We start from the raw sequence: 12,687 nt of genomic DNA, 5'->3' as shown, positions 1-12,687 counted from the left end.
CCATGGGTGAATTCACCATCAAGATGCCGGATGTCGGCGAAGGTGTGGCGGAAGCCGAACTTGTCGAATGGCACTGCAAGGTCGGCGATCCCATCCGTGAGGACATGATCCTCGCCGCCGTCATGACCGACAAGGCGACCGTCGAAATCCCGTCGCCGGTCAGCGGCACGGTCTTATGGCTGGGTGCGGAGATCGGCGATGTCGTCGCCGTCAAAGCGCCGTTGGTGCGCATCGAGGTTGCGGGGGAGGGCGGCGAGGCGGAGGCTGTTGCGACGGCGGAAACTGTGGAAGCCGAACCCGTAAGGCTGCTGACGGAAAAGGCCGAAAGCCCGCCGTCTTCCGAGATTCAGAAGCCGGCCGCAACCGCGCCCGTTGCCAAGGTCAAACCTCACACGGACGCTGTTGCCGATAAGCCGCTGGCATCACCCGCTGTGCGGTTGCGTGCACAGGAGGGCGGCATCGATCTCAGGCAGGTGACGGGCACCGGTCCTGCCGGCCGCATCACCCATGACGATCTCGACCAGTTTCTTGCCCGTGGCACGCAGCCGCAGGCTGCACCCGCCGGTCTTGCCAAGCGGACCGCAGTCGAGGAGATCAAGGTCACCGGCCTGCGCCGCCGCATTTCGGAAAAGATGGTGCTGGCCACCTCGCGCATTCCCCATATCACCTATGTCGAGGAAATCGACGTGACCGATCTGGAAGATTTGAGGGCGACGATGAATGCCGGTCGCAAGCCGGAACAGACAAAGCTGACCATCCTGCCCTTCCTGATGCGGGCCATGGTGAAAACCATCGACGAGCAGCCCGTGGTCAACGCCACTTTCGACGATGACGCAGGCATTATCAGCCGGCATGCGGCCGTCCATATCGGCATCGCCACCCAGACACCTGCGGGCCTGACCGTGCCGGTGGTGCGCCATGCGGAAGCACGCGGCATCTGGGATTGCGCGGCCGAGGTCGTACGGCTGGCAGAGGCTGCCCGAACTGGATCGGCGCTGCGCGAAGAACTGTCCGGCTCGACCATCACCATTACCTCGCTCGGCGCCATGGGCGGCATCGCCACGACGCCGATTATCAATCATCCGGAAGTGGCAATCGTCGGGGTCAACAAGATCATGACCCGCCCGGTCTGGGATGGCAGCCAGTTCATTCCGCGCAAGATGATGAACCTGTCCTCCAGTTTCGATCACCGCGTGGTGGACGGCTGGGATGCGGCGACCTTCGTTCAGCGGGTCAAGGCGCTGCTCGAAACGCCGGCGCTGATTTTCATTGAAAGCTGAGCCCATGAAAGAGATCGTCTGCAAACTTCTCGTCATCGGCGCCGGACCGGGAGGCTATATCTGCGCCATCCGTGCCGGCCAGCTTGGCGTCGATACCGTCATCGTCGAAGCCGTCAAGGCGGGCGGCACCTGCCTGAATATCGGCTGCATCCCCTCCAAGGCGCTGATCCATGCGGCCGAGGAGTTCGAGAAGGTCAGTCATATGGCTGGTGGCAAGAGCCCTCTCGGCATTTCTCTCGACGCGCCGAAACTCGATCTGGGCAGAACTATCGCCTGGAAGGACGGGATCGTCGGCCGGCTGAACAGCGGCGTGCTGGGTCTGCTGCGCAAGGCCCGGGTGAAGATCGTCCATGGACGGGCGAGGTTCCGCGACGGCAAGACCGTCGAGGTCGAGACGGAAACCGGAATGCAGGTCATCCGCGCCGAGACGGTGGTGATCGCCACCGGTTCCGAGCCGGTGGAGTTGCCATTCCTGCCGTTCGGAGGCCCGGTCATTTCCTCGACCGAGGCCTTGTCTCTGAAAACCGTCCCGCAAAATCTTGTCGTTGTCGGTGGCGGCTATATCGGGCTGGAACTCGGAACGGCCTTCGCCAAGATGGGGTCTGCCGTGACGGTGGTCGAAACGACCCCGCAAATCCTGCCGCAATATGATGCCGAACTGGTCAAGCCGGTGGTAAAGCGTCTTGCCGATCTCGGTGTCCGCGTGCTGACCGCTGCCAAGGCCAAGGGGCTTGCCGGCAATGCGTTGCTGATCGAGACGGCTGAGGGAGCGGAGGAGCAGCTTGCCGCCGACAAGATCCTTGTGACCGTGGGCCGCAAGCCGCGCACGGAAGGCTGGGGGCTGGAGGAACTGGATCTCGACCGCAGCGGCCGGTTCCTGCGCATCGACGATCGCTGCCGGACATCAATGCGTGGTATCCACGCTATCGGCGATATCACCGGCGAGCCGATGCTGGCGCATCGCGCCATGGCGCAGGGCGAAATGGTCGCCGAGATCGTCGCGGGCCGGAAACGGACATGGGACAAGCGTTGTATCCCGGCCGTCTGCTTCACCGATCCGGAAATCGTCACCGCCGGCCTGTCGCCGGACGAAGCGCGAGCGCAAGGGTACGAGATCCGCGTCGGGCAGTTTCCGTTCAACGCCAATGGGCGTGCCATGACCATGCTCTCGGAAGAGGGCTTCGTGCGCATCGTGGCGCGATCCGACAGCAACCTCGTCTTGGGTGTTCAGGCCGTCGGTGCCGGCGTGTCCGAACTGTCGAGCGCCTTTGCGCTGGCTCTGGAAATGGGCGCGCGGCTGGAGGATATTGCCGCGACGATCCACCCGCATCCGACCCGCAGCGAAGGTTTTCAGGAAGCCGCTATGAAAGCACTTGGTCATGCCCTCCATATTTGATCCCGCGGCATTGCACTCCGAAACACTGGTCGAGCGACAAGGTGCGCTTGGCCGCATCCGGCTCAATCGCCCGAAGGCGCTCAACAGCCTGACCCTGGGCATGGTGCGCGATATCGAAGCGGCGCTGGATGATTTCGAGCGCGATCCCGCCATCGTGGCCGTCATCGTCACGGGGGAGGGGGAGCGCGGGCTCTGCGCCGGTGGCGATATCCGCGCCATCTATGACGGAGGAAAAGCCGGGTCCGATGAACCCGCAACCTTCTGGCGCGAGGAATATCGGCTCAACGCCCGCATCGGCCACTATTGGAAACCCTATATCGCCATCATGGATGGCATAGTCATGGGCGGCGGTGTCGGCATTTCCGTCTATGGCAGTCACCGCGTCGTCACCGAGCGCACCCGCTTCGCCATGCCGGAAACGGGGATCGGCTTCTTTCCGGATATCGGTGCCTCCTGGTTCCTGACGCGGCAGGACAGTGAGCTTGGCACCTATATCGCGCTGACGGGGGAACCGCTTTCGGCAGCAGACGCCATTCTTGCCGGCCTCGCGGACAGCCTCGTGCCATCGGATCGCCTGCCCGCGTTGATTGAGGCGCTGCCCGAACTCTCGGCAGGCGGATCCAGTGATGCTGTATCTGCGGTGATCGAGTCCCACTCAGCGAAACCCGAATCCGGCAAGCTGGAACAGAACCGGCAGGCCATCGACCGGCTGTTTGCTTTCGATACCGTCGAGCAGATCATGGAAGCCCTGCAGAAGGACGGCGGTGTGTTCGCGCAGCAGTGTCTTGCCGACCTCTCCACCAAGTCCCCGCTCAGTCTCAACGTGACATTGCGCCTGCTGCAGCTTGGCCGGCAGTCACCGAGCCTGGAGGCATGCCTGGAGCGCGAATTTGCGGCCACGGTCGCGGTTCTCGCCAGCCATGATTTCTACGAAGGCGTCCGCGCCGCCGTCATCGACAAGGATCGCAATCCGCAATGGCGCCCGGCCCGGCTTGCCGATGTGATCGATGCCGATGTCGCCGCCTATTTTCAGCCGGTCGACCGGCCGATCTTCACTGACGCCAGCAAGCAAGGAGCCAACCCATGACCTCAATCGGTTTCATCGGTCTCGGCCATATGGGTGGCCCAATGGCGGCCAATCTAGTCAAAGCAGGGCATGCGGTGAAGGGGTTCGATCTCGCCCAACCGCTACTGGATCAGGCTAGCAAAAACGGGGTCACGGCCTGTACATCGCTTGCCGAAGCCGTCGAGGATGTCGATACCGTCATTACCATGCTGCCCGCCGGCAAGCATGTCCTATCGGTCTGGCAGGAATTGGTGGCGGCGGTGCCGTCCAGTACATTGCTGATCGATTGCTCGACCATCGACATCGACAGCGCCCGCAAGGCGCATGAACTGGCCGCCGGGAAGGGCTGCCCCTCGCTCGATGCGCCGGTTTCGGGCGGCACGGGTGGTGCGGCGGCCGGTACGCTGACCTTCATGATCGGCGGCGAGCAGCAGGCCTTTGCCGATGCCGCACCGATCTTCCAGGCCATGGGCAAGAAGATCATCCATTGCGGTGGCGCATCAGCCGGACAGGCTGCCAAGATCTGCAACAACATGATCCTTGGCATCAGCATGATCGCCGTCGGCGAGGCTTTCGTGCTCGGCGAAAAGCTCGGACTTTCCCATCAGGCTCTGTTCGATGTCGCCTCGGTTTCGTCCGGCCAGTGCTGGTCGCTGACGACCTACTGCCCCGTACCGGGACCAGTCCCGGCATCGCCGGCCAACAACGATTACAAGCCAGGCTTTGCCGGTGCCTTGATGCTGAAGGATCTGAAGCTGTCGCAGGAGGCGGCCGCAGCCAGTGGAGCAACAACACCGCTTGGCGCCAAGGCCGCCGAACTCTATCAGATGTTCAACGATATCGGGCATGCCGACACGGATTTTTCCGGTATCATCAATCTCCTTAGGGAAAAATCCGCCGATCTCTGATCGTCCGCTCCTCATGGCCAAGGACCAGTTCATGGAAAAACCGATCATCGTCGAACAGCAGGACCGGGTCGTCATCGTCACGCTGAACCGGCCGGCCGCCCGCAACGCGCTGAATTCCGAAATCATGAATGCGCTCGCCACCGAACTTGCGCCGCTCGATCGTGATCCCGGCGTCGGCTGCTTCGTGCTGACCGGATCGGAAAAGGCCTTCGCCGCCGGTGCCGATATCAAGGAAATGGCCGACAAGTCGTTTCCGGATATGTTCGGCGACGATTTCTTTGCCGCATGGGACAAGTTCGCATTGTTCCGGACGCCGAAGATCGCTGCCGTCTCCGGCTATGCGTTGGGCGGCGGCTGCGAGCTGGCGATGATGTGCGACATTATCTTCGCGTCGGAAACCGCGATGTTCGGCCAGCCGGAGATTAAGCTCGGCGTCATCCCGGGTATGGGCGGATCACAGCGGCTGACCAAACTGGTCGGCAAGTCCAAGGCAATGGATATGATCCTGACCGGCCGGATGATGGATGCGACGGAAGCGGAGCGCTGCGGCCTCGTCTCCCGTATCTTGGCCGCTGACAAGCTGATGGACGAAACGCTGGCTGCTGCCCGCACGATCGCCGGCTATGGCAAGCTCGCGACCATGGCAGCGCGCGAGGCCGTCGATCGGGCACTGGAAAGCGGTCTGCGTGAAGGCATCCTGTTCGAGCGCCGAATTTTCCACGGCCTGTTTGCGACCGAGGACCAGAAGGAAGGCATGGCTGCCTTCGTCGAAAAGCGGCCGCCGCAGTTCAAGGGCAAGTGACCGCTCCCATTTCGCTTGATCAAGACTGAACTTTTCGTCGCCTGAAGAATTCCGCTTCCTCACAGGGAGAGCGGGATATCATGGAATTTTCAGGAAAAGTGGCGCTGGTCACTGGCGCCGGTTCCGGCATCGGCAAGGCCTCGGCACTGGCGCTGGCGCAAAAGGGCGCTGTTGTCGGTCTGCTTGGGCGAACCGAGGATGAACTTAGGGAAACAGCAGATCAAATCACGGCTGCCGGCGGCAAGGCGATGACGCTCGTCGCTGATATTTCGCAGGCGGACGAGATGCGCCAGGCGGTCGATCGCCTCATCGGCGCGCATGGGCGGCTTGATATTGTCGTCGCCAATGCCGGCATCAACGGTGTCTGGGCGCCGATCGATGACCTGAAGCCGGCCGAGTGGGACGAGACGATCGCGATCAACCTGCGCGGCACCTATCTGACCGTCCACCTGACGGTTCCTCATCTCAAGGTCGGCGGTGGGGGTTCGATCATCGTCGTCTCGTCGATCAACGGCACTCGCACATTCACGACACCCGGCGCGACCGCCTATTCGGCTACCAAAGCGGCGCAGGTGGCGATGGCCCAGCAACTGGCGCTCGAACTGGCGCGACACAATATCCGCGTCAATGCGGTCTGCCCCGGCGAGATTGAAACCAATATCGACGCCAATACCAAGCTGCGCGGTGAGGAGGAAACCGCCATTCCCGTCGAGTGGCCGGAGGGTCAGGTGCCGATTACCGGTGGCGAGCCGGGCAAGAGCGCCGACGTGGCAGACGTCGTGGTGTTCCTCGCCTCCAACCTTTCCCGCCATGTCACGGGAACGCCGATCTGGGTGGATGGAGGGCAGGGCCTGCTGCGCTGACAGCTTATTCGTAATGACGAAGGGCGCGGTCGATGCCGCGCCCTTCCTTGTGGTGGTCAGCGAAGATGTAGGGTCATTCGCAGGCTGCGCCGCTTTCGACCCAGGCCGCAATCAGTTCGCCGAACACCGCCTGCGAGCCGGGAACCGGTTCGCGCCCGGCGCCCGGCTGCCAGCCCCAGCCGACGAGGCTGTCATGCGCCATATGCTCGGTGATCTCGGCCAGCGTCTTGCCGCCGTTGCGTTCGGGGTCCTTGATCTGTCGACAGATGTCTCCGAGCGACTTGCCTTCCCATGCCATCTCGATCGGCGCCAGATGCCAGGAGGGATGGCCGGGAATGCTCTTCAGCGTTTCAGCCTGACCGATGACCTCGACATTGGCCTGCCCGTGACAGGTATTGCAGGTCATGCCCGGCATGCCCATGCCGCCATCGCCGCGCGTCACCGGCGGCTGGTGCTTGTGCATGGCCATGGTCTGCAGCGGCCGGTCGGTTGCCGGATGACAGTTGACGCAGCGTGGATGCTGAATGACCTTTCCGGCCTCCTCGAACAGCGCCCAGGAGCGCTGCTTGGCATCGGTGATCGACTGGAACTCCGCAGCCGGTTTGAGCGGTGCGGATGTTTCCGTCCCGGTATCCTGCGCGACCGATAAGGTGGCGGCGAAGAGAGAGGCGGCGACACCAAGCGTGGCGCCGAGGGCGATGATACGGTTCTTCATGGTGCAGCCCTCACGATGTCACGACATTGACGATCGGCAAGGTCCGGACCGGACTGCCCGTCAATCGTCGCCAGGCATTGGCGACGGCCGGCCCGACAGGCGGAACGCCGGGTTCTCCCACTCCGCTCGGTTTTTCCGTCGATGCAACGATGGCGACCTCGACCGCCGGCATCTCGTTGATGCGCAGCGAGCGATAATCATGGAAGTTGGACTGCATGATCTTGCCGCCCTTGCCCAGCGTCACCGCATCGAAGAGGACGGCGCCGAGGCCGTAGCCGATGCCGCCTTCCATCTGCGCCTTGATGACATTCGGATTGACAGCGACGCCGCAATCCACCGCGCACCAGACCTTGTGGACGCGCGGCGCTCCGTCGTCGCCGAGCGAGAGTTCGACGATCTGGGCGACATAGGTGCCGAAGCTCTTGACGACGGCGACGCCGCGCGACCGGCCATCGGGAACCTTCGAGCCCCAATCGGCGATCTCCGCCACCTTCTTCAACGTGCCGGTATGCCGGGGCTCGTTGGTCAGAAGCGCAAGGCGACCTTCGACCGGATCCTTGCCGACCTTCTGCATCAGTTCGTCGACAAAGGTCTCGACGGCAAAGCCCGTATGTGTATGGCCGACCGACCGCCACCAGAGCGGCGGAACGGCGAGTTGGGTATTATGGGCGGTCACGCGCAGATTGGGGATCGCATAGGGCAGGTTCGACGCGCCCTCGACCGAGGTCTCGTCGAGATCGGCTTTGCCCATGATCGACTGGCCGACGATGACCTGTTCCCAGGCCGTGATCTTGCCGTCCGCATCGATCGCGCCGCGCATCTTATGGGCATACATCGGCCTATAGAAGCCGCCGCGAATGTCGTCCTCGCGGGTCCACATGTGCTTGAGCGGCCGGCTGCCGTCCGTCGCGGCAAAGACGCCGGCGGCTTCCTGCATGTAGGGCGAGCCGAACTGTGCCTTGCGGCCGAAACTGCCGCCGGTCATCTGCGTGTTGACGCGGACCTTGGAGGGATCGATCCCGATGATCTTGGCTGCCGTCATCTGGTCCATGGCAGGGAATTGCGCGCCATTGTAGACATCAAGCGATCCGTCCGCGGCCTTGATGAAGACAGCGTCGAGCGGCTCCATCGGGGCATGGGCGAGGAAGGGAAAGACGAGTTCCGCTTCCAGGGTCTGCAAGCCGTCCCGCTTGAAGGCCGTGTCGACATCGCCATTGTTGGTCGCTTCGAGACCCTTTTCAGCAAACTGTTTGGCGTAATCCGCCGCCAGTTCCTCGCTCGAGCGAGTCTCGGCTTTTGACAAATCCCATTCGACCTTCAGATTGGCCCGGCCGCGCAGGGCCGCGAACGTGTTGTCGGCATAAACCGCGACGCCCTGCGGCACCTGTTTGACATCGACCACGCCCATCACCTTGAGCGTTTCGCTGTCATCGAAGGATTTGACCGTCGCGCCGAAATGCTCGGGATGCGCAACGACGGCGACCAGCACATTGTCGGGAGTAATGTCGAGCGTGTAGATCGCCGTGCCGTTGGTCTTGCCGACCGTATCGAGCTTCGGCAGTTCTTGGCCGATCAAGACGAATTTCGACGGGTCCTTGAGCACCGGATTTTCCGGCGGCGTCTGTGCCGCCGCCTTGACGGTCAGCGCGCCGAAGCCGCTTTCCTTGGCCGATCCCGCATGCTTGATGCGTCCCTTCTCGACGGTGATCTCGCCAGCCGGCACGCCCCATTCTTCGGCGGCCGCCGCGACCAGCATGGCGCGTGCGGTGGCGCCGGCCTTGCGCAATTGCTCGTAGGAATTGGCGATCGAGGTGGAGCCGCCGGTTCCCTGCAGACCGAAGGCAAGATTGGCGTAGACCTTGTCATCGGCGGGAGAATGCACGGCGCGCATTTGCGACCAGTCGGCGTCGAGTTCCTCGGCGACGAGGGTCGCCAGTCCCGTAAACGGCCCCTGACCCATCTCGATATGCTTGGAAAGCACCGTGATGGTGTCGTCGGTGCCAATCTTGACGAAGGTGTTAAGGGCGGTCAACGCATCTTCGCCTCCGGCCTTGATACCGCTCGGGGAGGCGAAAGCGGCCATGTTGCGCGGAACAAGCGCGAGACCGATGACGAGGCCGCTGCCGGCGAGGAAGGCGCGGCGGGTGGTGGAAATCTGTTGCACGGTCATGGCTCAACCCTCCATCGCATCGGCGGCATTGTGGATCGCCTGCCGGATTCGATGATAGGTCGCGCATCGACAGAGATTGCCGGCCATGGCGCCATCGATATCGGCATCGCTGGGTTTCGGCGTGACTTGCAGAAGCGCGACGGCAGACATGATCTGCCCGGATTGACAGTAGCCGCATTGCGGAACGTCGATCGCGACCCAGGCGGCCTGCACCGCCTTTGCTTCCGGTCCCTCGATCCCCTCGATAGTGATGACCTCGGAACCATCGACCGTCGAGATCGGCGTGATGCAGGAGCGGCGCGTCATGCCGTCGAGATGAACGGTGCAGGCACCACACTGGGCAACGCCGCAACCATATTTGGTGCCGGTCAGTTTTTCGAAATCACGGATCACCCAGAGTAGTGGCGTATCCGGATCTCCGTCGAAACTCCGTTCTTTTCCATTCAGTGTGAAAGTAACCACGGTGCAGCCTCACGATTTTTCCGGGACCGCATGCGGCCGCGCGGGATTGAAAATTGAATTTCAACTGGATGCCGATCATGAACAGGTAGTTTGACCGAACCGCATTTCCAGTGCTGGAAGCGGATAAAAGAGCCGGTTCTCGCTGAGGTGGCCGAGAATATGATCGGCGGCAGCATGAGGTTGCGTTTTGTGGCCGATCGAGAGATTGCTGCCGCGGTCAGCCGGGGACCATCATCCATGGAAACGGAGCAGACCGATATCGATCCGCCTGCTTCCATAAACGCTCAGATAATATTTCCGTCCGGGTTATTTGAGTGAGGACCTGCCTCGTTCAAGGTAGTTGCCGGCCCCCTTGGCGGCGACGCGTTCGTCGCCATCGGTCACTGTCTTGCCACGCACCATCACCCGCACCGGCCATCCGGTCACCTCCAACCCCTCATAGGGTGTGTAGTCAGCACCGTGGTGCAGGATGTCGTTGGTGATCACAACGGATTTATTCGGGTCCCAGAGCGCGATGTCGGCGTCCGAGCCGATGGCGATTGTGCCCTTGCGCGGATAAAGGCCGTAGAGCTTGGCGTGGTTGGTGGAAGAAAGCGCAACGAACCGGTTGAGATCGATCCGGCCCTTGGCCACACCTTCCGAAAACAGGATCGGCAGCCGTGTCTCCACACCGGGAATGCCGTTTGGGATCCAGCGGAAGTTTCTCTTGCCCTTCTCGTTGAGCTTTCCGGTGTCGTCGTCGTAGCGGAACGGGCAGTGGTCGGAGGAGAACAAATCGAACGTGCCGTTCTGCAGACCCTCCCAGCACGCAATCTGGCTTTCCCTGTCGCGAGGCGGCGGCGAGCAGACGAATTTCGCGCCTTCCAGTTCGGTGGCATCGAGATCGTCGGCGGTCAGCATCAGGTATTGGGGGCAGGTTTCGCCGGCCACCTTGCTGCCGCGCCCGCGCGCCCGCTGGATCTCTTCCATCGCCTCGCGGTTCGAGACATGAACGATGACGATCGGCGTGTCGACGATTTCGGCGAGCGAAAGCGCACGGTGGGTTGCTTCCCGTTCGGCGGCGACCGGCCGGCTCGTCGCGTGATATTTCGGAGCAAGTTCGCCATTGGCCTCATGGCGGCCGATCAGGAAGCGGATCGCGTCCTCGTTTTCGCAATGGACCATGACCAGCGCGCCGGAGGTCCTTGCGCTGTCCAGCGTCGCCAGGATTTCGTCGTCGCGCAGGCGCAGGTTCTCATAGGTCATGAAGACCTTGATCGAGGTGTAGCCGTCTTCGACCAGGGCAGGGAGTTCCTGGCCCAGCACGTAGCTTGTCGGGTCGGAGACGATGATGTGAAAGCTGACATCGACATAACATTCGCCATCCGCCTTGGCGTGATAGACCTTGAGCGCTTCCCTCAGCGTCATGCCCTTTTCCTGCAGGCAGAACGGCATGATCGTCGTATTGCCGCCGAAAGCCGCGGACAGTGTACCGCTGGCGAAATCGTCGGCCATGACGATGCCGTCGCCGGAGGGTTGCGCAATATGTACATGGCTGTCGATGCCGCCGGGCATGACATAGAGACCGCTGGCATCAATGATCTCCGGCGCATCGGTGAGGCTTTCGGCCATGGCCGCGATGCGACCGTCGCGAATGCCGACATCGCAGCGGAAGGTATCGCTGGCTGTGACGACGGTGCCGTTACGGATGATCGTATCAAATGGCATGCGGTCTCTCCGGTTGGTCAGGCAGCGGTTGCGGAGCCGGTGGTCGATCCCAGAATCGTGTCCAGCGCCTTGGTCATCCGGTCGATCTCCTCGATCGTGTTGTAATGGACCATCGAAACACGGACCATGCCGTTGTTTTCCGTGAGATCCAGATATTCGGCGAGGCGCCGCGAGTGGAAGTCGCCGAACCGGATGGCGATCCGGTGGGCATCCATCGCCTTGCAGATCTCCGCCGAATCCCTGCCGTCGAAGACAAAGCTGATGGTCGGGATGCGGGTACCGTCGCGGTTGGCGCTGTGGCCGATGATACGGCAGTCGTTGCGGCCGCGCAGATAGGTCAGAAGGCGCTCGACAAGGGCATTTTCCTGCACGGCGATCGCGCCATAGGCCGCGACGATCTTCTCGCGGATCGATCCCGTTGTGCCTGCCTGTTCGCCGAGTTCTCCGAGGTAATCGACGATGCCGCAGGTCGCATAGGCAAGCTCGTAGTTCGGATTGCCGGGCTCCAGCTTGCCGGGCACTTTGTCCTTGCCGTAGAAATAGTGGTAGAGCGTATCCAGTTCCAGCAGATGATCGTATTTGCCGTACATCAGCGCATAATGCGGGCCATAGGTCTTGTAGAGGCTGAAGACGTAATAATCGGCATCGAAAGCCTGCACATCGACCGCGCGATGGGGCGCATAGGCGACAGCATCCACGCAGATCCGTGCCCCCCTTTCATGGACGAAATCGGCGATCGCGCGCACGGGGTTGATGGACCCCAGGATGTTCGACACATGGGTGATGCAGACGAGTTTCGTGCGCTCCGACATCAGCGGCTCGAGGTCGGCGAGATCGAGCGTGTAGGTGTCCTTGTTGAGCGGCCAGGTCTTGATGACCATGCCGGCGTCGCGCAGCCTGTCCCAGGGGCCAATGTTGGATTCATGATCGGCGATGGTGACGATGATCTCGTCACCAGGCTTAAATTGGCTCGTCATGGCGCGGGCGAGATTCTGCAAGAGCGCCGTCGTCGAATTGCCGAAGACGATTTCCTCCGGCCGTGACGCATTGACGAGGTGCATCGCTGCAGTGCGTGCTTCGTAGAGTGCCTTCGCGGCAGCTTGGGATACTTCGTAACTGCCGCCGATCTGGACATTCCTGTCATAGAGGAACGTGTTGATTCGCTCGACCGCGCGCTTCAGGATCTGCGATCCGCCGGCATTGTCGAAGAAGGTCCAGCCATGGGAAAGACCGGGAAACTGGCTGCGGACAAAGTCTATATCCAGGCCGTTCTGAACGGATGTGTCTTGATGGGGCATGTGGTCCTCCAGACCCGATT

The 12,687-nt window shown here is 62.0% G+C and carries 12 protein-coding genes; 7 read left to right on the top strand and 5 right to left on the bottom strand.

Annotated features, from left to right (window positions below):
- The first annotated feature begins 2 nt into the window (after positions 1-2).
- From ASG68_RS02925 to ASG68_RS02900, 6 genes are all read left to right on the top strand, one after another.
- Positions 3-1,280: a dihydrolipoamide acetyltransferase family protein gene (locus ASG68_RS02925; RefSeq protein WP_062583282.1), complete on the top strand. Its 1,278-nt coding sequence runs from the start codon at positions 3-5 to the stop codon at positions 1,278-1,280.
- 4 nt (positions 1,281-1,284) lie between these two features.
- A complete protein-coding gene (gene lpdA, locus ASG68_RS02920) occupies positions 1,285-2,676 on the top strand; it encodes a dihydrolipoyl dehydrogenase (protein ID WP_062602596.1) in 1,392 nt (463 codons plus the stop codon).
- Complete coding sequence (locus ASG68_RS02915; RefSeq protein ID WP_062583287.1) at positions 2,660-3,763, top strand: enoyl-CoA hydratase/isomerase family protein; 1,104 nt, start codon at positions 2,660-2,662, stop codon at positions 3,761-3,763. Before lpdA ends, ASG68_RS02915 begins: the two co-directional genes overlap by 17 nt.
- Complete coding sequence (mmsB, locus tag ASG68_RS02910; protein WP_062583289.1) at positions 3,760-4,650, top strand: 3-hydroxyisobutyrate dehydrogenase; 891 nt, start codon at positions 3,760-3,762, stop codon at positions 4,648-4,650. The genes ASG68_RS02915 and mmsB overlap by 4 nt, the downstream gene beginning before the upstream one ends.
- Before the next feature lie 31 nt (positions 4,651-4,681).
- The gene (locus tag ASG68_RS02905) at positions 4,682-5,452 is read left to right on the top strand and encodes an enoyl-CoA hydratase (RefSeq protein WP_062583692.1); all 771 of its coding nucleotides are present in this window, start codon (positions 4,682-4,684) and stop codon (positions 5,450-5,452) included.
- An 80-nt stretch (positions 5,453-5,532) separates the two neighbouring features.
- Positions 5,533-6,315, top strand: a complete 783-nt coding sequence (locus ASG68_RS02900; RefSeq protein WP_062583291.1) for an SDR family oxidoreductase — start codon at positions 5,533-5,535, stop codon at positions 6,313-6,315.
- A 73-nt stretch (positions 6,316-6,388) separates the two neighbouring features.
- Here ASG68_RS02900 and ASG68_RS02895 read toward each other — a convergent pair whose 3' ends face one another.
- From ASG68_RS02895 to ASG68_RS02885, 3 genes are read right to left on the bottom strand one after another with little or no spacing between them, the layout of a single operon-like run.
- Entirely contained in the window at positions 6,389-7,030 is a 642-nt protein-coding gene (locus tag ASG68_RS02895) for a hypothetical protein (protein WP_062583293.1), read from the bottom strand.
- A 10-nt stretch (positions 7,031-7,040) separates the two neighbouring features.
- Positions 7,041-9,200, bottom strand: a complete 2,160-nt coding sequence (locus tag ASG68_RS02890) for a xanthine dehydrogenase family protein molybdopterin-binding subunit (protein WP_062583295.1) — start codon at positions 9,198-9,200, stop codon at positions 7,041-7,043.
- 3 nt (positions 9,201-9,203) lie between these two features.
- Positions 9,204-9,662, bottom strand: coding sequence for a (2Fe-2S)-binding protein (locus tag ASG68_RS02885; RefSeq protein ID WP_062583297.1), 459 nt, complete (start codon positions 9,660-9,662; stop codon positions 9,204-9,206).
- A 90-nt stretch (positions 9,663-9,752) separates the two neighbouring features.
- On the opposite strand from ASG68_RS02885, the gene ASG68_RS02880 reads away from it, so the two are divergent.
- Positions 9,753-9,980: a hypothetical protein gene (locus ASG68_RS02880; RefSeq protein WP_062583299.1), complete on the top strand. Its 228-nt coding sequence runs from the start codon at positions 9,753-9,755 to the stop codon at positions 9,978-9,980.
- On the opposite strand, the gene hydA is transcribed toward ASG68_RS02880, so the two are convergent.
- A complete protein-coding gene (hydA, locus tag ASG68_RS02875; RefSeq protein WP_062583301.1) occupies positions 9,969-11,369 on the bottom strand; it encodes a dihydropyrimidinase in 1,401 nt (466 codons plus the stop codon). The genes ASG68_RS02880 and hydA overlap by 12 nt on opposite strands.
- A 17-nt stretch (positions 11,370-11,386) precedes the next feature.
- Entirely contained in the window at positions 11,387-12,667 is a 1,281-nt protein-coding gene (locus tag ASG68_RS02870) for a cysteine desulfurase-like protein (protein ID WP_062583303.1), read from the bottom strand.
- Positions 12,668-12,687: the final 20 nt, after the last annotated feature.

This window comes from Rhizobium sp. Leaf453, assembly GCF_001425605.1.
In the GTDB taxonomy this organism is placed as follows: domain Bacteria; phylum Pseudomonadota; class Alphaproteobacteria; order Rhizobiales; family Rhizobiaceae; genus Pararhizobium.
Note: the sequence above shows the minus strand (reverse complement) of the source record. Positions and strands in the feature narration are given on the sequence as shown.

What these genes read in the sequence shown, in the direction of transcription:
- ASG68_RS02925 (WP_062583282.1), top strand. Translation starts at nt 3, where the DNA reads ATGGGTGAATTCACCATCAAGATGCCGGATGTCGGCGAAGGTGTGGCG.
- lpdA (WP_062602596.1), top strand. Translation starts at nt 1,285, where the DNA reads ATGAAAGAGATCGTCTGCAAACTTCTCGTCATCGGCGCCGGACCGGGA.
- ASG68_RS02915 (WP_062583287.1), top strand. Translation starts at nt 2,660, where the DNA reads ATGCCCTCCATATTTGATCCCGCGGCATTGCACTCCGAAACACTGGTC.
- mmsB (WP_062583289.1), top strand. Translation starts at nt 3,760, where the DNA reads ATGACCTCAATCGGTTTCATCGGTCTCGGCCATATGGGTGGCCCAATG.
- ASG68_RS02905 (WP_062583692.1), top strand. Translation starts at nt 4,682, where the DNA reads ATGGAAAAACCGATCATCGTCGAACAGCAGGACCGGGTCGTCATCGTC.
- ASG68_RS02900 (WP_062583291.1), top strand. Translation starts at nt 5,533, where the DNA reads ATGGAATTTTCAGGAAAAGTGGCGCTGGTCACTGGCGCCGGTTCCGGC.
- ASG68_RS02895 (WP_062583293.1), bottom strand. Translation starts at nt 7,030, where the DNA reads ATGAAGAACCGTATCATCGCCCTCGGCGCCACGCTTGGTGTCGCCGCC.
- ASG68_RS02890 (WP_062583295.1), bottom strand. Translation starts at nt 9,200, where the DNA reads ATGACCGTGCAACAGATTTCCACCACCCGCCGCGCCTTCCTCGCCGGC.
- hydA (WP_062583301.1), bottom strand. Translation starts at nt 11,369, where the DNA reads ATGCCATTTGATACGATCATCCGTAACGGCACCGTCGTCACAGCCAGC.
- ASG68_RS02870 (WP_062583303.1), bottom strand. Translation starts at nt 12,667, where the DNA reads ATGCCCCATCAAGACACATCCGTTCAGAACGGCCTGGATATAGACTTT.